The organism is Rhizobium sp. YAF28 (genome assembly GCF_052113285.1).
Taxonomy (GTDB): domain Bacteria; phylum Pseudomonadota; class Alphaproteobacteria; order Rhizobiales; family Rhizobiaceae; genus Rhizobium.
On the sequence record NZ_JBFRCX010000003.1, the window covers coordinates 467,756 to 487,899 of the forward strand.

22 protein-coding genes are annotated in these 20,144 nt (G+C 60.0%); 8 read left to right on the forward strand and 14 right to left on the reverse strand.

What is annotated here, in order from left to right:
* Positions 1 to 9: 9 nt before the first annotated feature.
* The 9 genes from coaA to hisB form a co-directional block, all read right to left on the reverse strand.
* Positions 10 to 1,005, reverse strand: a complete 996-nt coding sequence (gene coaA, locus AB4Z13_RS09885) for a type I pantothenate kinase (protein WP_310389856.1) — start codon at positions 1,003 to 1,005, stop codon at positions 10 to 12.
* Positions 1,002 to 1,325: a phosphoribosyl-ATP diphosphatase gene (locus AB4Z13_RS09890; protein WP_113322139.1), complete on the reverse strand. Its 324-nt coding sequence runs from the start codon at positions 1,323 to 1,325 to the stop codon at positions 1,002 to 1,004. Before AB4Z13_RS09890 ends, coaA begins: the two co-directional genes overlap by 4 nt.
* 16 nt (positions 1,326 to 1,341) lie before the next feature.
* Positions 1,342 to 2,130 carry an imidazole glycerol phosphate synthase subunit HisF gene (hisF, locus tag AB4Z13_RS09895; protein WP_439016941.1) on the reverse strand — a complete coding sequence of 263 codons (789 nt, stop codon included), beginning with the start codon at positions 2,128 to 2,130 and terminating at the stop codon, positions 1,342 to 1,344.
* Positions 2,130 to 2,876, reverse strand: coding sequence for a 1-(5-phosphoribosyl)-5-[(5-phosphoribosylamino)methylideneamino]imidazole-4-carboxamide isomerase (hisA, locus tag AB4Z13_RS09900; protein WP_113322137.1), 747 nt, complete (start codon positions 2,874 to 2,876; stop codon positions 2,130 to 2,132). The genes hisF and hisA overlap by 1 nt, the downstream gene beginning before the upstream one ends.
* A 5-nt stretch (positions 2,877 to 2,881) precedes the next feature.
* Positions 2,882 to 3,436: a hypothetical protein gene (locus AB4Z13_RS09905; RefSeq protein WP_113322136.1), complete on the reverse strand. Its 555-nt coding sequence runs from the start codon at positions 3,434 to 3,436 to the stop codon at positions 2,882 to 2,884.
* The gene (locus AB4Z13_RS09910; RefSeq protein WP_113322135.1) at positions 3,436 to 3,618 is read right to left on the reverse strand and encodes a hypothetical protein; all 183 of its coding nucleotides are present in this window, start codon (positions 3,616 to 3,618) and stop codon (positions 3,436 to 3,438) included. The genes AB4Z13_RS09905 and AB4Z13_RS09910 overlap by 1 nt, the downstream gene beginning before the upstream one ends.
* A gap of 68 nt (positions 3,619 to 3,686) precedes the next feature.
* Positions 3,687 to 4,337, reverse strand: a complete 651-nt coding sequence (gene hisH / locus AB4Z13_RS09915; protein WP_439016942.1) for an imidazole glycerol phosphate synthase subunit HisH — start codon at positions 4,335 to 4,337, stop codon at positions 3,687 to 3,689.
* Positions 4,337 to 4,807, reverse strand: a complete 471-nt coding sequence (locus AB4Z13_RS09920) for a DUF2628 domain-containing protein (protein WP_439016943.1) — start codon at positions 4,805 to 4,807, stop codon at positions 4,337 to 4,339. The genes hisH and AB4Z13_RS09920 overlap by 1 nt, the downstream gene beginning before the upstream one ends.
* A gap of 20 nt (positions 4,808 to 4,827) precedes the next feature.
* Complete coding sequence (hisB, locus tag AB4Z13_RS09925; RefSeq protein WP_439016944.1) at positions 4,828 to 5,436, reverse strand: imidazoleglycerol-phosphate dehydratase HisB; 609 nt, start codon at positions 5,434 to 5,436, stop codon at positions 4,828 to 4,830.
* A 178-nt stretch (positions 5,437 to 5,614) separates the two neighbouring features.
* On the opposite strand from hisB, the gene hslV reads away from it, so the two are divergent.
* The 6 genes from hslV (at position 5,615) to AB4Z13_RS09955 (ending at position 12,815) form a co-directional block, all read left to right on the forward strand.
* Positions 5,615 to 6,142 (forward strand): ATP-dependent protease subunit HslV, encoded by a 528-nt coding sequence (gene hslV, locus AB4Z13_RS09930; RefSeq protein WP_113322131.1) that lies wholly within the window; start codon positions 5,615 to 5,617, stop codon positions 6,140 to 6,142.
* A complete protein-coding gene (locus AB4Z13_RS09935) occupies positions 6,129 to 6,653 on the forward strand; it encodes a GNAT family N-acetyltransferase (protein ID WP_439016945.1) in 525 nt (174 codons plus the stop codon). The genes hslV and AB4Z13_RS09935 overlap by 14 nt, the downstream gene beginning before the upstream one ends.
* On the forward strand, positions 6,650 to 7,957 hold the full coding sequence (gene hslU / locus AB4Z13_RS09940; RefSeq protein ID WP_113183717.1) for an ATP-dependent protease ATPase subunit HslU: 1,308 nt from the start codon (positions 6,650 to 6,652) through the stop codon (positions 7,955 to 7,957). The genes AB4Z13_RS09935 and hslU overlap by 4 nt, the downstream gene beginning before the upstream one ends.
* A gap of 186 nt (positions 7,958 to 8,143) precedes the next feature.
* Positions 8,144 to 9,091 carry a DUF1402 family protein gene (locus tag AB4Z13_RS09945; RefSeq protein ID WP_439016946.1) on the forward strand — a complete coding sequence of 316 codons (948 nt, stop codon included), beginning with the start codon at positions 8,144 to 8,146 and terminating at the stop codon, positions 9,089 to 9,091.
* A 50-nt stretch (positions 9,092 to 9,141) separates the two neighbouring features.
* Positions 9,142 to 10,554 (forward strand): cytochrome P450, encoded by a 1,413-nt coding sequence (locus tag AB4Z13_RS09950; protein WP_439016947.1) that lies wholly within the window; start codon positions 9,142 to 9,144, stop codon positions 10,552 to 10,554.
* Between the two features lie 89 nt (positions 10,555 to 10,643).
* Positions 10,644 to 12,815, forward strand: coding sequence for a malate synthase G (locus tag AB4Z13_RS09955; protein WP_439016948.1), 2,172 nt, complete (start codon positions 10,644 to 10,646; stop codon positions 12,813 to 12,815).
* Positions 12,816 to 12,888: 73 nt separating this feature from the next.
* Here AB4Z13_RS09955 and AB4Z13_RS09960 read toward each other — a convergent pair whose 3' ends face one another.
* A complete protein-coding gene (locus AB4Z13_RS09960; protein ID WP_113322127.1) occupies positions 12,889 to 13,572 on the reverse strand; it encodes a L,D-transpeptidase in 684 nt (227 codons plus the stop codon).
* 2 nt (positions 13,573 to 13,574) lie between these two features.
* Here AB4Z13_RS09960 and AB4Z13_RS09965 point away from each other — a divergent pair, with 2 nt between their 5' ends.
* Positions 13,575 to 13,745 carry a hypothetical protein gene (locus AB4Z13_RS09965; RefSeq protein WP_162747990.1) on the forward strand — a complete coding sequence of 57 codons (171 nt, stop codon included), beginning with the start codon at positions 13,575 to 13,577 and terminating at the stop codon, positions 13,743 to 13,745.
* Positions 13,746 to 13,754: 9 nt separating this feature from the next.
* Positions 13,755 to 14,249: an MmcB family DNA repair protein gene (locus AB4Z13_RS09970; RefSeq protein WP_037070647.1), complete on the forward strand. Its 495-nt coding sequence runs from the start codon at positions 13,755 to 13,757 to the stop codon at positions 14,247 to 14,249.
* On the opposite strand, the gene AB4Z13_RS09975 is transcribed toward AB4Z13_RS09970, so the two are convergent.
* From AB4Z13_RS09975 to AB4Z13_RS09990, 4 genes are all read right to left on the reverse strand, one after another.
* Positions 14,250 to 14,828: an ActR/PrrA/RegA family redox response regulator transcription factor gene (locus tag AB4Z13_RS09975; protein ID WP_025670009.1), complete on the reverse strand. Its 579-nt coding sequence runs from the start codon at positions 14,826 to 14,828 to the stop codon at positions 14,250 to 14,252.
* 67 nt (positions 14,829 to 14,895) lie between these two features.
* Positions 14,896 to 16,206 carry an ActS/PrrB/RegB family redox-sensitive histidine kinase gene (locus tag AB4Z13_RS09980; RefSeq protein ID WP_439016949.1) on the reverse strand — a complete coding sequence of 437 codons (1,311 nt, stop codon included), beginning with the start codon at positions 16,204 to 16,206 and terminating at the stop codon, positions 14,896 to 14,898.
* Between the two features lie 123 nt (positions 16,207 to 16,329).
* Positions 16,330 to 18,795, reverse strand: a complete 2,466-nt coding sequence (gene hrpB / locus AB4Z13_RS09985) for an ATP-dependent helicase HrpB (protein ID WP_439016950.1) — start codon at positions 18,793 to 18,795, stop codon at positions 16,330 to 16,332.
* Positions 18,792 to 19,739 carry an ornithine cyclodeaminase family protein gene (locus tag AB4Z13_RS09990; RefSeq protein WP_439016951.1) on the reverse strand — a complete coding sequence of 316 codons (948 nt, stop codon included), beginning with the start codon at positions 19,737 to 19,739 and terminating at the stop codon, positions 18,792 to 18,794. Before AB4Z13_RS09990 ends, hrpB begins: the two co-directional genes overlap by 4 nt.
* Between the last annotated feature and the right edge of the window lie 405 nt (positions 19,740 to 20,144).

Below are 20,144 nucleotides of genomic sequence, written 5' to 3' on the forward strand. Positions count from 1 at the left end.
ACCAAAATCCTAGAGCTTGCGCAGTGCTACCTGCTCGATCAGATGATCCTTGCCCTTGCGCAGGATGAGATCGGCGCGCGGCCGCGTCGGCAGGATGTTCTGGCGCAGGTTCTTGAGGTTGATGTTCGCCCAGAGGTCCTCTGCGATCGCGATCGCTTCCTCATCGCTGATCGATGCGTAACGGTGGAAGTAGGAATTCGGATCCCGGAAGGCCGTTTCCCTGAGCCGCATAAAACGCGTCACATACCAGTTGTGGATCTGGGTTTCCTCGGCGTCGATATAGATCGAGAAGTCGAAGAAGTCGGACACCATCGGGACGATCTTGCCGTCAGCTGGCAGATCGCGCGATTGCAGAACATTGATGCCCTCGAAGATCAGGATGTCAGGCCGGTCGACGATCTTATATTCGTCCGGCAGCACGTCATAGACGAGGTGCGAATAGGAAGGCGCTTTCACATCCGGCAGACCAGCCTTGATCGCCGACAGGAAACGCAGGATCGCGCCCGTATCGTAGCTTTCCGGAAAACCCTTGCGCTGCATCAGGTTCTCGCGCTTCAGCACGGCATTGGGATAGAGGAAACCGTCCGTCGTGACGAGATCGACCTTGGGGCTGGACGGCCACCGGCCGAGCAACTCTTTCAGGATACGCGCCGTCGTGGATTTGCCGACGGCCACCGAACCGGCAATACCGATCACGAATGGCGTCTTCGTCACGTCCGACAGGCTGAGGAAACGGTTGCGCTGCTCGAACAGCAGCTGCGAGGATTCCACATGCGCCGAAAGCAGGCGCGAGAGCGAAAGGTAGATGCGCCTGACTTCGTCGAGGTCGATCGGGTCGCCCATGGAGCGGAGCCGTTTGACCTCATCGGCCGTCAGCGTCATCGGCGTGTCGGCACGAAACTTAGCCCACTGTTTCGATGTGAAGAAGTGATAGGGGGAAAAGGATGCACTCTGGAAGTGATCCAGCTTTTCCGCCACTCCGATAATCTGTGTCGCGATGCTCATGAATTCTGCCGGCTGGCCTTTTCCTTGAGGCCGGATTGCGCGGTCCTTCGCGCAAGTTCGGTCATGACATTCTCTAGCGGTATTTCAGCAATCTTCAATACGACCATTAGGTGATAGAGAACGTCGGCTGCTTCATAGGTGAGGTTATCGCGGTCGTTGGTGACGGCCGCCATGACAGCTTCGATCGCTTCCTCGCCGAGTTTCTTGGCTGCTTTCTGCTGCCCGCTGGCCACCAGCTTGGCGGTCCAGGATTCGTCCGGAGAGGCCTTCGCCCGTTCTTCGACGATCCGCTCAAGGTCGGAAAGGGAAAATCCGCTCATGATACTGCTTTCAAACTCAGTCGAGGCGCATCGCGATGCCGCGCTCAGACATATAGTGTTTTGCTTCGCCGACGGAATAGGTGCCGAAATGGAAGATTGATGCGGCAAGCACCGCATTGGCATGGCCTTCCTTCACGCCGGCCACCAGGTCGTCGAGATCACCCACACCGCCCGACGCAATGACGGGCACACGGACGGAATCGGCAATCGCCCGCGTCAGTTCCAGATCGTAGCCGATCTTCGTGCCGTCGCGGTCCATGGAGGTGACGAGCAGTTCGCCAGCACCGCGGGCGACCATCTTCTGGGCGAATTCCACCGCATCGATGCCGGTCGCGTTGCGGCCGCCATGTGTATAGATTTCCCAGGCGCTGAGATTGTCGCCGCCGACTTTTTGCGTCAGCCGGCGCTTGGCATCGATCGACACGACGATGCACTGGTCACCGAACTTGTCAGCCGCTTCGGCGACAAAATCCGGATTGTTGACCGCAGCCGAATTGATCGAGACCTTGTCGGCACCGCAAAGCAGCAGCTTGCGGATATCGGCAATGGTCCGCACGCCGCCGCCGACGGTGAGCGGCATGAAGCACTGCTCGGCCGTGCGTGTGACGACATCGAAGATCGTCTCGCGATTGTCCGAGGAGGCGGTGATGTCGAGGAAGCACAGCTCGTCGGCACCGGCCGCATCATAGGCTTTCGCCGCCTCGACGGGATCGCCGGCATCGACCAGATTGAGGAAATTGACGCCCTTGACGACACGGCCGTCCTTGACGTCGAGGCAGGGGATCACGCGGGCTTTCAGGGTCATTATGCGGTCTCCTTTGCCCGTGCGGCCTTGATGAGATCGAGCGCCTCCTTGGGGTCGATCCGTCCATCATAAAGGGCTCGGCCGGAGATGGCGCCTTCAAGCTTGCGGGCGTCCGGCTGCAGCATGCGCTTGATGTCTTCGATCGAGGCGAGTCCACCAGATGCGATGACCGGGATGGAAACAGCGTCCGCCAGCTCCAGTGTCGATGCCCAGTTGATGCCGGTCAGGATGCCATCGCGATCGATATCAGTATAAATGATCGCGGCAACGCCGGCGCCTTCGAATTTCTTCGCAAGCTCGATAATGCCGAGTTCGGATGCTTCCGCCCAGCCTTCGACAGCCACCTTGCCACCCTTGGCGTCGATGCCGACGGCGACACGGCCCGGAAATGCCTTGCAGGCTTCGATGACGAGCGCCGGGTCACGGACGGCAACGGTGCCGAGGATCACGCGGCGCAGCCCGCGCGACAGCCAGTTCTCGATATGCTCGAGCGTGCGGATGCCGCCGCCAAGCTGAACCGGGTTTTTCGTGGCCTTGAGGATCGCTTCAACCGCATCGCCATTGGCCGAATGTCCTGCAAAGGCACCGTCGAGATCGACCACGTGCAGCCATTCGAAACCCTGCTCTTCGAAGGATTTCGCTTGAGCGGCCGGATCGGTGTTGTAGACCGTTGCCTGTTGCATGTCGCCGAGCTTCAGGCGAACGCATTGTCCACCCTTCAGGTCGATCGCGGGAAAAAGGATCATTCGTCTCAAGTCCGTAGCGTCGTGGGCACCATCAGTGCATTCCACGCATCTACGATATCCGAACGAAAAAAGACAGCGGCAATGGCGACCGCGGCAAAAAGCACGATCAGCAGCAGGGTCACGGTGAAGGCCACCCGGACCTGGCGCCAGAAGCCGGTGCGCTTCTTCACCGACTTTTCAATATCCCGCGCCTGCCGCAGCGCCTCGCTGTTGGTGGCCATGAGCTGGATCTGCGGCTCCATGGCTTCGACATAGGTATCGGCATAGCTCGAAAGGATCTGCGAAGCGCGGTCGCGCAGCGTGCTGCGCAGATCGGCGGAGAGGTAGTTGCTTGTCACCGCCGCGATTTCCACCTCATTGGGTGAGCGGCCGGCATTGCGCTTGCGATGGCTGACAATAAAGTCGCGCTTCTGGCGCTCGTAAAGTGCATAGGCAAGCAGGCCGATCAGATCATCCTCGCTTTCGATGTAGAATTCCAGCACCGCTTCGGCGAGATCGCCGGCGCTTATCTCGCCTGATCGCAACCGTGAATTCTCGTTTCCTGGAAAGGTCTCCTGCATCAGCCGCCGAGCCTCTCTTTGAGTGCTTTGGCCGCGTTCGCGAGTGCTTTGTGATGCAGAGCCTCATCCACCTGGCGGATGATCGCCCCACCGGGCAGCCTGATATCGACAAAAGGCGGTTGCCCCTCTCTGGAGGGCCGCAACCTGTAGAATATCTTGCCTGATTTCCGCGAAGCCGGCATCGAGCGCGCTCCTGTAACTGCCCTTTCAATTACAGGAGAAATAAGGCGCGCGTATTAAAAGCCAGCCCTTACGGCGCCCAGCGCAGGAAATTCGCAATCAGCGCCAGCCCAAGCTTCTGGCTTTTTTCTGGGTGGAACTGAGAACCGGCCATATTGTCCCGCCCGACAAAGGCCGTCATCGGCCCGCCATAGTCGGTGGTGGCAATGACGTCGCCGGCATTTTCGGCGGCGAGATGGTAGGAGTGCACGAAATAGGCGTGCAGGCCATCTGGCCCGGTCGGGATGCCGTCGAAAAGCGGATGTTCATGTTTCAGGTCGAGCGTGTTCCAGCCGATCTGCGGGATCTTCAGCTCCGGATCAGCAGGCGTCATCTCCACGACATCGCCTGGAATCCAGCCGAAGCCTTGGGTCGTCGTCTTCTCAAGACCGTGTGAGGACATGAGCTGCATGCCGACGCAAATGCCGAGGAAGGGGCGCGCCTTCCGCTCGACGCCTTCGAGCAGAGCTTCCGTCATGCCGGGCACGGCATCGAGCCCGCGACGGCAATCGGCATAGGCGCCGACGCCCGGCAGCACGATACGGTCGGCAGCGGCAACGATCTCCGCCTTGTCCGTCAAGTTGATTTCCGCCTCGATACCGGCTTCACGGGCCGCGCGTTCGAAAGCCTTGGTGGCCGAGCGCAGATTGCCAGAGCCGTAATCGATAATTGCGACGCGCATTATTTGCGTCCTCCATCAAAACCGAAGAGACCGAGGGAAGTGGAATGGCTCTGCCGCGCCTGCGGGCCGGAAACCTGGTTCCATTCGGGCGCTTTCAGATCGGCGCCGGTCTCGATACTGGAAAAATAGATCTCTTCCGCAAGGTCGATCGAGGAAGCGCCGATCGCGGCCTCTTCCCGCCAGCCGCGGGAGGCGAGATTGCGAATGCGGAAATTTTGTCCTTCGAAGCCGACGAACAGGTTGACCGCGATGGCGAGCGCCATGCCCGCCAGTCCAAAGCCCGATTCCTCTGCCAACACGCCGCCGATCGCCTGTAGTGCGAAGGCAATGATTGCATGAAGCCAGAGACGATGCGCAAGCAGCCAGATCCAGGGGAAGAGGAAGGCAAGCCACGAGAAACCATCGCGGACCGTGCGTGTGTCCTCGCGCTGACCATCAGGCGGAACAAGAAAAACGTAGCTGGATGCCATCTGACGCTCCCTGCTGGGGCTCAGACGAGCGTGCCCTTCGTCGAGGGAACACGGCCCGCCTGTCTCGGATCGATCTCTGTCGCCGTGCGCAGAACGCGGGCAACGGCCTTGAAGCATGTCTCTGCAATATGGTGGTTGTTGGCACCATAGTGGTTGAGAATATGCAGGGTGATCCCGGCATTTTGCGCAAGCGCATGGAAGAACTCGCGCACGAGTTCGGTATCGAAAGTACCGATTTTCGGCGCGCTGAACGAGACGTTCCAGACGAGGAAGGGACGGCCGGAGAGATCGACAGCCGCCTTCGTCATCGTCTCGTCCATGGCGAGATCGATCGAGGCGTAACGCGTGATGCCGCGGCGGTCGCCGAGCGCCTTCGAAATCGCCTGGCCGATTGCGATGCCGGTATCCTCGACCGTGTGATGGTCGTCGATATGCAGATCACCCTTGGCCTCGATTTCCATGTCGATCAGCGAATGTCGCGAAAGCTGTTCCAGCATATGGTCGAAGAAGCCGACGCCCGTCGAAATCGTCGATTTGCCGGTGCCGTCGAGATTGACGGAAACGGAAATGGAGGTCTCGTTGGTCTTGCGGGAAAGGCTTCCCGTGCGGCTTGCTGCGGTCCCGGCCATATGGCTTTCTCCTTGAAATCAAGGTGGTTCCTTATCAGGCGCATTGCGAAATATCCAGAAGCGCGAGGGCAGAAAAGGCAGGCCATTTGCAATCGCGGCGGACCCTCTTACATAGGGTTGGACAGGGCCGATGTTCGGCCCGCTGTAACAGCCCGCGAGTTGGGGCAACAGGTGTTTGATGACGACAATTATTACAGTTCGAAAAGGCGGCAAGGTCGTGGTGGCCGGCGATGGCCAGGTCAGCCTCGGCCAGACCGTCATGAAGGGCAATGCCCGCAAGGTCCGCCGCATCGGCAAGGGCGAAGTGATCGCCGGTTTCGCTGGTGCGACGGCCGACGCCTTCACGCTTCTGGAAAGGCTCGAGAAGAAACTGGAGCAATATCCAGGTCAGCTGATGCGCGCCGCCGTCGAGCTCGCCAAGGACTGGCGTACTGACCGTTACTTGCGCAATCTCGAAGCCATGATGCTTGTCGCCGACAAGTCGGTGACGCTTGCCATTACCGGTAATGGCGATGTGCTGGAACCTGAGCATGGCGTTATGGCCATCGGTTCGGGTGGTAATTTCGCGCTTGCCGCGGCTCTCGCGCTGGCCGACACAGACAAGTCCGCCGAAGAGATTGCCCGCCGCTCGCTCGATATTGCTGCCGACATCTGCGTGTATACGAACCACAACGTCATCGTGGAAACGCTGGATGTCGAAGGCTGACAGCGTACCCCGATATACATTCCGCGATGTCACTGACGGAGATTTTCCGCTTCTGGCGCGCTGGCTCGGTGAGCCGCATATTGCGGAATGGTGGGGCGCTGTCGACAAGGAGCTTGCTTCGATCAGGGAGTCTATGACGAGCGTGGAAACGCGGCCGATGATCGTGGAGCTGGATGGGGCGCCGATTGCGTATCTCCAGAGTTACGATCCGCATCTTGAAGAGGGCCATCCTTATCAGGATCAGCCGAAAGGCACGCTTGGACTGGATATTTCGATCGGCGATGCGGACTTGCTGGGCAAGGGTCACGGCAGCACGATTGTCAGGCAGATGGCTGCCGAACTTTTCGCTGCCGGCGCGACGCGGATCGTGATCGATCCCGACCCGGCGAATGCAAGAGCGATCCGCGCTTACGAAAAGGCAGGCTTCCGGCATTTCGACACGAGAACATCCATATATGGTCCAGCCCATTTCATGGTTATGGACCTACCCGAAGAAACGGATCTGATATGACTACTTTTTCTCCCCGCGAGATCGTTTCCGAGCTCGACCGTTACATCATCGGCCAGCATGAAGCCAAACGCGCCGTGGCGATCGCGCTCCGTAACCGCTGGCGCCGTCATCAGCTCGATCCGAGCCTGCGCGATGAAGTCATGCCGAAGAATATCCTGATGATCGGCCCGACCGGCGTCGGCAAAACGGAAATCTCCCGTCGCCTCGCCAAGCTCGCGGGCGCGCCTTTCATCAAGGTCGAAGCCACGAAGTTCACCGAGGTCGGTTATGTCGGCCGTGATGTCGAGCAGATCATCCGCGATCTCGTCGAAGTCGGCATCGGCCTGGTGCGTGAAAAGAAGCGCGCCGAGGTTCAGGCCAAGGCCCATATGAGCGCCGAGGAGCGCGTTCTCGATGCGCTGGTCGGTGCGACGGCCTCGCCCGCGACCCGTGAAAGCTTCCGCAAGAAGCTGCGCAATGGCGAACTCGACGATAAGGAAATCGATATCGAAGTGGCCGATACCGGCTCCGGCATGGGCGGCTTCGATATCCCCGGCATGCCGGGCGCCAATATCGGTGTGCTGAACCTGTCGGAAATGTTCGGCAAGGCGATGGGCGGCCGCACCAAGAAGGTGCGCACCACGGTGAAGGCCTCCTACACAGACCTGGTCCGCGACGAGTCCGATAAACTTATCGACAACGAAGTCATCCAGCGCGAGGCTGTGCGCTCGGTTGAAAATGACGGCATCGTCTTCCTCGACGAAATCGACAAGATCGCGGCCCGCGATGGCGGTGTTGGCGCCGGCGTTTCCCGCGAAGGCGTCCAGCGCGACCTGCTGCCGCTCGTCGAAGGCACGACGGTTTCCACCAAATACGGCCCGGTGAAGACGGATCACATCCTCTTCATCGCCTCCGGCGCCTTCCATGTTTCCAAGCCGTCGGATCTGCTGCCGGAATTGCAGGGCCGCTTGCCGATCCGCGTCGAGCTTCGTCCGCTGAACAAGGAAGACTTCCGCCGCATCTTGACGGAAACCGAGGCAAGCCTCATTCGCCAGTACAAGGCGCTGATGGAAACCGAAAGCCTGACGCTCGATTTCACCGATGACGCGATCGATGCGCTCGCCGATGTCGCCGTCCATCTGAACTCCTCCGTCGAAAATATCGGCGCGCGCCGCCTGCAGACGGTCATGGAGCGGGTGCTGGACGACATCTCCTATAACGCACCGGATCGCGCCGGCACGGATGTGAAGATCGATGCCGCTTACGTACGCGAGCATGTCGGCGATCTCGCGCAGAATACCGACCTGTCGCGCTTCATCCTGTGATCGGGGGAACGTCGTTTCCTGTCTTTGCGCAGGTAATGCAAAAACTTTGACGATCTGAACTCTCGACAGCGGGCCTTTTACTTTTTAGTGAAAGGCCCGCTTTGTTTTTTGTACGGCTTTATTCGGACAAGATTCTGGTCCAGTCAGCCGCCACGAAGACGACAGGGAAAGACGGGAAAGCAGATCGTGCGACGCCTTTTGACAAGCCTTGTGATTGCCATGACTATCGTGGGCTCGGTCCCTGCGCTTGCGGCGCAGGCTGTTCCGCCCGGAAACCGTCATGCCGAGCAGCCGGATATTCCAGGCGCTTCGGTCCGCCGCACCAAGGGCACCAAGACGACCTTCGATATCAAATATGAGAAGGTGTACGATCTCCTGTCGACCGACCATGAGCTCCTGGGCAAGATCAAGAAGGTATCAAACGCTTACGGCATCAATCCCATTCACGTGATCGGCGCGATCGTCGGCGAACATACTTATAATGTCGATGCCTATGACCGCCTGCAGGCTTACTATGTGAAGGCCGCTTCCTATGCCGGTGAGAGCTTCCGCTTTGCCTATGATGGCGAGAACGTCGACGATTTCGTCGACCGGCCGCAATTTGCCGCCTGCAACGGCAAGAGCGATTCCTACACGCTCTGGACTTGCCGCGAGGATGTCTGGGAAAGTGATTTTCGTGGAAAGACCGTCGGTGGCAAGAGCTTCCCGAACAACCGCTTCAGTGCCGTCTTCTTCCAGCCCTTCTACGCAGGCCAGACCTTCGGCCTTGGCCAGGTCAACCCGCTGACGGCGTTGATGCTGTCTGATCTCGTATCCCGCGTTTCCGGCTATCCGAACCTGAACGAGAAGAATGCCGGCTCGGTCTACAAGGCAATCATGGACCCAGACATCTCGCTTGCCTTCGTCGCCGCCTCGATCCGCAGGTCGATCGACGACTACAAGGAGATCGCCGGCATGGATATCTCCGGCAATCCGGGAGTCACGGCCACACTTTATAATGTCGGCAATTCTCGCCAGCGCGCAGCAGCGCTTGCCGCCAAGAATCGCTCCTCCGGCACGACAGTCTGGCCGGAAGAGAATTATTACGGCTGGCTGGTCAACGATAAACTGGACGAGCTGAAGGGCCTGCTCTAACTTTCGAGGCCTGCTGGGAAGACGATAGCTTCCCGCGAAAGGCTATGCTCATGGACATGCGTCCGGACCCCTTCGTACCGCCGGCACCGCTGCCGCGCACCGTGCCGCCGTCGCGGCTCGAGATCATCAGGACGATTTTCCGCAACCCGCTCGAGCTCTGGGGCGAACCATCCTATACGCTGCCCTGGATCCGCACCAATTTCTTCGGCCAGAGAACGCTGATCGTCAACGATCCCGGCCTCATCAAACATGTGCTGGTCGATAACGCCAACAATTACCGCATGTCCGATGTCCGTCAGCTCGTCCTGCGCCCGATCCTTCGCGACGGGCTGCTGACTGCGGAAGGCCCTGTCTGGAAACGCTCGCGCAAGGCCGTCGCCCCCGTCTTCACGCCCCGGCATGCCAAGGGCTTTGCCAACCAGATGCTGCGCCAGTCGGAGGACTACGCCCGCAAATATGCCGATGTCGAGGAGGCCGGCACGATTTTCGATATCAGCACCGACATGACGGAGCTGACCTTCGCCATCCTCGCAGACACGTTGTTTTCCGGTGAGATCGTCACATCGAGCGGCCACTTCGCCGACGATGTCAACGAGCTGCTGCATCGCATGGGCCGCGTCGATCCGATGGATCTGCTGCGGGCCCCGTCCTGGGTTCCACGTGTGACACGCATCGGCGGCCAGAAGGTCCTTGAGAAATTCCGTGCCATCGTCCGCAACACCATGGATATGCGGCTCGCCAAGATGAAGGCCGACCGCAGCACGGCGCCGAACGATTTCCTGACCCTGCTGCTGGAGCAGGCCGGTCCCGATGGCCTGACGAAGGAGGAGATCGAAGACAATATCCTGACCTTCATCGGTGCGGGCCACGAGACAACCGCCCGCGCGCTCGCCTGGACGCTCTATTGCGTATCGAACAGCCCGCATATCCGCGAGGCGATGGAAGAGGAGATCGATAGGGTCCTCGCATCAGGCGCAGAACCGGTTGAATGGCCGGATCTGATGCCACAGACCCGCGCCGCCTTCGAGGAGGCACTCCGCCTTTATCCGCCCGCTCCTTCGATCAATCGCGCTGCCATTGCAGATGATTACTGGACGAGCCCCAAGGGCGAGCGTGTCGAGATCGAGGCTGGCGTCACCGTGCTCGTCATGCCCTGGACATTGCATCGCCATGAACTCCATTGGGATCGGCCGCGCGCCTATATGCCGGAACGATTCCTGCCGGAAAACCGTGCCTCCATCGGCCGTTTCCAGTTCCTGCCGTTCGGCGCCGGTCCGCGCGTCTGCATCGGCGCCACCTTTGCGCTTCAGGAAGCGGTTATCGCGCTGGCCGTCTTGATGCAGCACCACCGTTTCGATTCGACCGATCAGACGAATCCCTGGCCGGTGCAGAAGCTGACGACGCAGCCGCAAAACGGCCTTCCGATGCGCGTGACCCGCCGGACTGTTTCCAAGCCTGCATAAATCTTTCGAATTGTTGCTGAATTGACTGTGAATGAAAGCCGGGCAAAGTGGCAGCATGAAAAAAGCTGCCACTGCAAGGGAGACACCGCATGAGCCGCATTGAAAAGAATGGTCTCTTCATCGAAGCCGTCCTTCATGATTTCCTCGTGAAGGAGGCATTGTCGGGCCTCGCCATCGATGCGGACAAGTTCTTCGCCGATTTCTCGGCGATCGTACATGATCTGGCGCCGAAGAACCGCGCGCTGCTTTTGAAGCGCGACCAGCTACAGGCAAAGATCGACGACTGGTATCGCCGGAACGGCGCACCGACGGATATGGACGCTTATCAGTCCTTCCTGAAAGAGATCGGCTATCTCCTGCCCGAAGGGCCGGATTTTCAGGTTTCGACTGCCAATGTCGATGCCGAGATCGCCTCTCTTGCCGGCCCGCAGCTCGTCGTTCCCGTCATGAACGCCCGCTATGCGTTGAATGCCGCCAATGCTCGCTGGGGTTCGCTCTATGACGCGCTCTATGGCACCGATGCCATCCCGGAAACGGACGGCGCCGAAAAGGGCAGTGGCTACAACCCCAAGCGCGGCGAAAGGGTCATCGCCTGGGTGCGCAATTTCCTCGATTCCGCCGTTCCCCTCGATGGTAGCTCCTGGAAGGATGTCGGCTCCCTCGCCGTCAAGAATGGTGCTCTGGCGATTGCTGCCGTCGATGGCAAAACACTGGCGTTGAAAGATGCCGGACACTTTGCCGGCTATCGCGGCGATGCGAACGCGCCGACCCATATTCTCCTGAAGAATAACGGCATCCATATCGAAATCGTGCTTGATGCCTCGACCGCGATCGGCAAGACCGATCCGGCCCATATTTCTGACGTCTGGCTGGAATCGGCCATCACCACGATCATGGACTGCGAGGATTCCATTGCTGCCGTCGACGCCGAGGACAAGGTCGTCGTCTACCGCAATTGGCTCGGCCTCATGAAGGGCGACCTGCAGGAAGAAGTGGCCAAGGCCGGTTCGACATTCGTTCGCAAGCTCAACCCGGATATCGCCTACGCGGCCCCCGGCGGACAGAGCTTCGAACTGCATCGCCGCTCTCTGATGCTGGTGCGTAATGTCGGCCACCTGATGACCAATCCGGCGATCGTCGATCGCGATGGCAACGAGGTTCCGGAAGGCATCATGGATGCCGTAATTACCGGCTTGATTGCGCTCTACGATGTCGGCCCGTCCGGACGCCGCAAGAATTCGCGTGCCGGTTCCATGTATGTCGTCAAGCCGAAGATGCATGGCCCCGAAGAGGTCGCCTTCGCAGTCGAGATCTTCTCACGCGTTGAAGACGCCCTCGGCATGGCGCGCAACACCATGAAGATGGGTATCATGGACGAGGAGCGCCGCACGACGGTCAATCTCAAGGAATGCATCCGCGCTGCCCGCGAACGGGTCGTCTTCATCAACACGGGCTTCCTCGATCGCACAGGCGATGAAATCCACACTTCTATGGAAGCCGGCCCGATGATCCGCAAAGGCGACATGAAGCAGGCCGCCTGGATTGGAGCCTACGAAAACTGGAATGTCGATATCGGCCTCGAATGCGGCCTCTCCGGCCACGCGCAGATCGGCAAGGGCATGTGGGCCATGCCCGATCTGATGGCCGCAATGCTGGAGCAGAAGATCGCCCATCCGAAGGCTGGGGCTAACACAGCCTGGGTGCCGTCGCCGACGGCCGCTACTCTGCATGCCACGCATTATCACCAGATCAATGTCGCCAAGGTGCAGCAAGGCCTGAAGGATCGCACCCGCGCCAAGCTCGCCGACATTCTCTCGGTGCCGGTCGTTGTACGGCCGAACTGGACGCCGGACGAAATCCAGCGCGAACTCGACAACAATGCACAGGGCATTCTGGGTTACGTCGTGCGCTGGGTCGACCAGGGTATCGGCTGCTCCAAGGTGCCTGACATCAACAATGTCGGCCTCATGGAAGACCGCGCGACATTGCGGATTTCCGCCCAGCACATGGCGAACTGGCTGCACCACAAGATCGTCACGAAGGAGCAGGTCGTTGAAACGATGAAGCGTATGGCCGCCGTCGTCGACCAGCAGAATGCCGGCGATTCGGCCTACATCCAGATGGCCGGGAATTTCGATGATTCGATTGCCTTCCAGGCAGCACTCGATCTGGTCCTGAAGGGCAGGGAACAGCCGAACGGCTACACCGAGCCGGTCCTGCATCGCCGCCGCATCGAGCTCAAGGCAAAGCAGACCGCCTGAGCCCGCCAGATACAAAAAGGCCGCCGGACTCAAAAGTCCGGCGGCCTTTTTTATACCGAATTCAGCTTCTAGCTTACTGGATAACGATGACCTTGGAGGTGGTCTTGCCCGGACGGACGCGGCTGTAGAGATCGATCACGTCCTGGTTCATCAGGCGGATGCAGCCAGAAGAAGCGGCGGTGCCGATCGATGCCCATTCGGGGGTACCATGCAGGCGGAAGAGCGTGTCCTGGCCCTTCTCGTTGAAGAGATACATGGCGCGTGCGCCGAGCGGGTTGCTGAGGCCTGGACCCATGCCGTCTTCGACATACTTGGCGATTTCAGGACGACGGACGGCCATTTCCTTCGGCGGATGCCAGTTTGGCCATTCCTGCTTCCAGGCGACATAGGCCGTGCCGGACCATGCAAAGCCCTGCTTGCCGACGCCGATCCCGTAGCGGACGGCCTTGCCGTTGGGCAGGATATAATAGAGGTGACGCTCGCGCGTGTTGACGATGATCGTGCCCGGACGCTCGTCGCTCTGGTAGCTGACGATCTGCCGGCGGAATTCCGGCTTGACGCGGTCGATCGGAATTGCCGGCAGGGAGTATCCGGCATCCGACGTCACACCGTAGGCGTCATTGAAGATTTGTGCCGTCTGAACGGTCGGACCTGCGCCCTTGTCATCGACGGACGCGGATTCGGACGTCGTGGAGCAGCCGGCCAGTGCCAGGGTCGCCAGCAGGCCAAATACAGGGAATGCATTGCGGATGCGCATGGATGACTCGTGAAGGTTTTGGGGCAAGGGAGGATAGTCTTTCGACCATCGTTGCTTATGGTTTATTTTCGATTAACTTTGCCTTTGCAAGGCTGCTGCGGTGCGACAAAATCCATCTGCGCCGCAAATTAGAAGCGCATGGCTTTTTTGCAACAATGACCAAGGCCCCCTGACACTTATCCATGACGATTTTGAGCGTTTACAATAACAATCCGTTAATCGATGGCCGGCAATCGGACAGGGCCATGATGGTGCGCCGTGGCATGCAGATTTTGCTCCACGATATGCGCCACGCAGTGCTGCCGGAACTGCCTCTGGCGAGCGGCCGCCGGGCCGATTTGATTACCATCTCTGAAAAGGGAGAGGTCTGGATCATCGAGATCAAGACGTCGATCGAGGACTTCAAGGTCGATCGTAAATGGCCGGATTACCGTCTGCATTGCGACCGGCTATTCTTTGCAACACACAAGGATGTGCCTGTCGATATATTTCCAGAGGAGTGCGGCCTTTTTCTTTCAGATGGTTACGGGGCGCATATGCTGCGCGAGGCACCTGAACACCGCCTGCCGCCGGCGACCCGCAAGGCCGTAACGCTCAACTTTTCGCGCGCAGCCGCGCAGCGGCTGATGATGGCCGAATGGGCAAACGGCAAACCGTTCAACGTGGATGATGTCTGACTATTTCGGCGCGCGTTTGGCGAGGATGCGCTGCAGCGTGCGGCGGTGCATGTTGAGCCGGCGTGCCGTCTCAGACACGTTGCGCTCACACATTTCGTAGACACGCTGGATATGCTCCCAGCGCACGCGATCCGCCGACATGGGGTTTTCCGGCAGTTCCGCCTTTTCCCCGGGCCGTTGCGTCAACGCCGCAAACACATCATCGGCATCAGCAGGTTTCGCCAGGTAATCCACAGCCCCGAGCTTCACTGCCGTCACCGCGGTGGCGATATTGCCGTAGCCCGTCAGCACGATGATGCGCGTGTCGTCGCGGCGCTGGCGAATCGCTTCGATGACATCGAGACCGTTGCCGTCACCGAGTCGTAAGTCGACCACCGCATATTTCGGCGGCCGGCCCTTGGACTTTGCCACACCTTCCGCCACCGATTCGGCCGTTTCCACATGGAAGCCGCGTGCCTCCATAGCCCGTGCTAAACGACGCAAAAACGGGCCGTCGTCGTCGACGATCAGCAGGCTCGGGTCAGGCCCGATATGCTCCTCGTTGGAGCCGGCGGAAATCTCATGGTTCTGATCTGTCATCGCTACGGTCCCGGCGGTTGAATGTCCGAATGCGTCAACCGCTTATATTCTGTTTATGCCCACAAAGTCATTTTGTCGAATTTGCGTCTATCAACACGCGCGGCCATTCGATTCGAATGCGAGCGCCGGCATTTTCCGGATCACGGTTTTCGAAAATCAAAGACGCGCCGGAGCGCTCCAGCAGCGTCTTGGCGATGAAAAGCCCCAGCCCCAGGCCTCCAGCCGTATCTTCCCTCTGCCGTTTGGTGACGTAAGGCTCGCCGATCCGCGTCAGAATATCGGGCGCGTAGCCGTTGCCGTCGTCCTCGATGACGATGAGCACCTTTTCGTGATCATGCTCGACCGTGACCGTCACCTTCTCCCGCGCATAGTCGACAGCGTTCTCGACGAGGTTGCCGAGCCCGTACATGATGCCGGCATTGCGGTCGGTAACAGGCTCGCCCCTGCGCGGGCTCTTTTCCATCAACTCCAGCTTGATGCCGAATTCGCGATGTGGCGCCACGATTTCCTCCATCATCGAGGAAAGGGGTAGCCGCCGCAGATGCGCCTCGCCCTCGGCGGAGAGCGTCGTCAGCCGGCGAAGGATGTCGCGGCAGCGCTCACTCTGACTGCGCAGAAGCTGCACATCCTCGCGGAACCGGTCGTCATTCTTGAGCTCGCGCTCCATCTCCTTGGCAACGACGCTGATCGTGGCAAGCGGCGTGCCGAGCTCATGGGCTGCGGCCGCCGCAAGCCCGTCGAGCTGGGAAAGATGCTTTTCCCGCTGCAGCACCAGCTCAGTTGCCGCCAGCGCGTCGGCAAGCTGGCTTGCTTCCATCGACACCCGATAGGCATAGAAGGCGGCAAAGGCCATGGTCGAAGCAATTGAACACCAGACGCCGAACTGCATGACATTGTGCACGTTGATTTCCATCCCGTCGAACCACGGAAGTGGAAAGGGCGAGAAGGCAAGCACGGTAATGCAGACCATCGCAAAGCCGATCAATGCAGTGCTGTAGCGGATCGGCTGTGAGGCGAAGGAAATGATGACGGGAACGCAGACCAGTGCCGCAAAGGGATTGGCAAGGCCGCCAGTAATGAAGAGCAGCGCGCAGAGCTGCAGAAGGTCGAAACCCAAAAGCGCGAAAGCGGCACGCGGCTCAAGCCGGTGAGTCGGCGGATAGCGTATCGTCAGATAGAAATTCACCGCGGCGAGTGCGGCAATCAGCGAGCAGCTGGCAACCAGCGGCAGGGGGAATTTTAACAGGAACGCGACGATGAAGACTGTTACCGCCTGGCCGATGACCGCCAGCCATCGCAATCGCACCAAAGTCTGCAGGCGTAGCCGGCGGCTGCTTAGCCTGTCTTCCCGTGTCTGGATTTCGGTCTTCTCAATCACGCCACACTCCTACAGCATCTTCCGAAAATCGGAATCGATTTCGGAAAGCTTGATGCGTAGATTCAAAGAGTTAGAGCGTCCGTTGCGCGTCCGAATGAACGCACGGCGCTCCAACGCCGCGGATTATGTACCACGGGGCTTTGCCCTTGTCGTCGGCGCCGCTTCATCAGGCTTTTCCGGCCAGGGATGTCTTGGATAGCGCCCCCGCATATCCGCGCGCACATCCTTCCACGAGCCCGCCCAGAAACCTGGCAGGTCGCGGGTCGTCTGGATCGGCCTGTGCGCCGGCGAAGTAAGCTCCAGCAGCAGAGGCAATCGTCCGCCGGCGACCGCCGGATGCTGCTTGAGACCGAAGAGCTCTTGTACCCGGATCGTCAGCGTCGGCTCTTCGCCGTCGTATTGGATCGGATGGCGTTGCCCCGTCGGCGCATCGAAATGCGTTGGTGCAAGCCGTGCGAGATCGCGCTGCAGGTCGTGCGGGACGAGTGCCATCAGTCCGTTGGAGAGCCCGGAGGCGGAAATATCCGAAAGCCCTCGCGCGTCCATCTGGAAAGGGATGAACCAGTCTTCCATGCGGTCAAGCAGCGCTTCGTCGCTCATATCGGGCCATGGTTCACCAATCGTCCGGTGCAGGAAGCCGATCCGCTCCCGAAGCTGCAGAGCCTCCTTGGAAAAGGGAAGCTGATCGAGCCCCAGCTCCTGCAATCCCTGCGCAAGCGCCCGTACCACCGCCTCGCCCGAGGGGCGTGGAAGCGGCGCTTCCTCGAAAACGATCGCGCCGAGTCTTGTGGCCCGGCGTGCCCGCACCTGCCGGCTCTGCCTATCGAAAAAGGTCTGATCGTCCGTGCGGATTTCGCCCGGCAGCTCGGCTTCGATGTCGGCGCGGGAAACGTCCGCTGCCGCCAGAATTCTCCCCTGTGCGGCCCGACCCGTCAGATCGGCGATTACGAGCATCTGGCTGCCGGCTAGCCGCTCGGTCTCCGCAAGCTCGGCGCCTCGGCCGTTCGCCATGACATACCGCCCGCGCGCGCCGCGCTGAAGCGCGATTCGATCCGGGAACGCATGCAGCAGAAGCCTTCCTGCAAGCGCAGGTTCAGCGCTCGAAACCCCGTTGAAACCTTCTGAGAGTCTTCCTGCGAGCCGTCTCGAAGCCTCGGCCCTTTCGCCTTTTTCACCTCTGAACCGTCGCAGACGCTCTTCCAGATCGATGCCAGTGCCGCCGAGCCCCTGCTCGGTCAGCAGCACGGATATCAGCGCCGCATCCCTAGCATGACCCGATTCGCCAGCCGAAACCACCATGGCGGCCAGCCGCGGCGGCAGGGCGAGGTCGCGCATCACCTTGCCTCGCGCCGTCAACGCACCGTTTTTGTCCAGCGCCCCAAGCTGCGCCAATAGCGCGCGTGCTTCCTTGATTGTCGTCTCCGGCGGTTGATCGACAAAAGCGAGCGATTTCGTATCCTGAACGCCCCAATGGGCGAGATCGAGCACGAGACCGGAAAGATCGCTCGAAAGAATCTGTGGTGGTGTGAAGGCCGGAAGTGCCGCCGTCTGGCCCTGATGCCACAGGCGGATCGCGATGCCAGGTTCTGTCCTTCCCGCGCGGCCGGCACGCTGATCGGCCGAAGCGCGCGACACCCGCACGGTTTCCAGCCGCGTGATGCCCGTCGATGCCTCGAAGACCGGCAGTCGCTGCAGCCCGCTGTCGATCACGATCCGCACGCCATCGATAGTGATCGAAGTTTCGGCAATTGAGGTCGCAAGCACGATTTTGCGCGTGCCCGGTGCCGCAGGGCGGATCGCCGCATCCTGCTCCTTCTGGCTGAGATTACCGTAGAGCGGTGCAATCAGCGTCTGGGTGCCGAACCGCCCCTCGAGCCGCTCTGCTGTCCGGGTGATCTCCGCCTGGCCGGGGAGGAAGGCGAGAATCGATCCGGGTTCGCTCGCATGAAAACTGGCGATCGCCCGCACCATCGCGTCTTCAATGCGCTCGCCGCCCGGCCGGTCCTGATAACGGATATCAATCGGAAAGCTTCGACCCGTACTCTCGACAACAGGCGGATGATTAAGCAGTGCAGCGACCCGTTCGACATCGAGCGTGGCCGACATCACAAGGATACGCAGGTCCTCGCGAAGCGCCGATTGAACGTCGAGCGCCAGCGCAAGGCCGAAATCGGCATCCAGCGACCGCTCGTGGAATTCGTCGAAGATGACGGTGGAGACTCCGGAGAGCTCGGGATCATCGAGGATCATACGGGCGAAGACGCCCTCGGTGACAACCTCGATCCGCGTCCTGGCCGATATCCTGTTATCCAGGCGCATGCGGTAACCGACCGTTTCGCCCACCTGCTCGCCGAGCAGGGACGCCATGCGGCCCGCCGCGGCACGTGCCGCCAGCCGGCGCGGTTCCAGCAGGATGATCTTCCCTTCGTCACGCCAGGCCTGGCCAAGGAGATGAAGCGGTACCAGCGTCGTTTTGCCGGCGCCTGGAGGAGCCGAAAGCACGGCTCGCTTCTCCTTGCCAAGCGCCGCGCTGATATCAGGCAGCACATGCGAAACCGGAAGCTCCGGCAAAGAGGGCGTCGTCTTCACTTTCGGGCCGTCACCATTTCATAGGCAAGGATGGCAGCCGCCAGATCCTCGAGCGCTGCGCCGACGGATTTGAAGAGGGTAATCTCTTGTGCATCTTTCCGCCCGTCACAGGCACCTGATATCAGCTCTGCCAGTTCGCCGCGTATATCGCTCTCTTTCAGCAGCCCGCTCCTCAATGGTTGGACGATGTCGCCGCCTTCGCTCAGCGCGCCTGCCCTTGTGTCAACATAGACGGCGGCGCGCAGTACGGCCGCATCGTCGCTCTCCCGCATGCTGGGCTTAAAGGCGCCAACCAGATCGAGATGGGCGCCGGGTTTCAGCCATTCGCCTCGAACAAGTGGCTCACTGGAGAGTGTCGCACAGGAAATGATATCGGCTGTTCTTGCGGCCGCTTCAATATCGCTCACCGCTTCGGCCCGCAGCCCAAGAGCCCGCGCTTCCGCCGCCGCCTTCTCCGTTGCCTCGCTATTGCGCCCCCAGATACGGTAGCGCCGGATCGGCCTGACTGTCCCGTGCGCCTGCATAAGATTAAGTGAAAGCCGGCCGGTGCCGCAGATCAGCATTTCCTCTGCATCCGTTCGGGAAAGATAGCGCGATGCCAAGGCTGAGGTCGCTGCCGTCCGCCGCGCCGTCAATTCTCCGCCCTCCATGACAGCCAGCATCTGCCCGCTTGCCGCAGAAGAAAGCAGATAGCTCCCGAAGATTGCAGGCAGGCTACGACGAACATTGCCGGGAAACACCGAAACCGTCTTGATGCCCGTATATTGTCCGGGAAGCCAGGCAGGCATGAGCAGCAGGGTAGCATTCTCTTCTCCCGGAACCTCCATGTCGTGATGATGGCGGACGGGCATGACGCAATCACTTCGAAACATCGCCTCGATCGCATCTATGAGCTGCACCCAGGGCAGAGCTGACCGCGTCTGATCTTCATCGAGGACAAGCATTCCGAACTCCCCAAAGGCATGGATATATCCGTGTCAAACTACCGATTGGGACGGTTGAGGCAAGCGCCCTGGAAATCACCTGCGCGCCGCCCCATATAAAGGCAGTACGCGAAGCCGCCGCTAATTGGCCGGAATCGGCGAAAGTCGATCTGAAACGGGGTGATTTGACGGGGAAATTCCTCCCTTTGACCGGAGGCGATAAAATTGTCAGCAAAATCAACCTGTTACAAAAATGTCAAAAAAGTTGGATGAGTAGTGTTGACTGTTTCGATGTGTGAGGMTTATAAGCCCACTCACTGAACGAGGGCGGCGGCGCTGCTGGCGACGAAGTCTTTCGTTCTAAAGAAACTCAAGCGGATTGGCGGAATGCTGGTTTGTTGCTCTTGGCTTAGGTTTGGAGCGGGT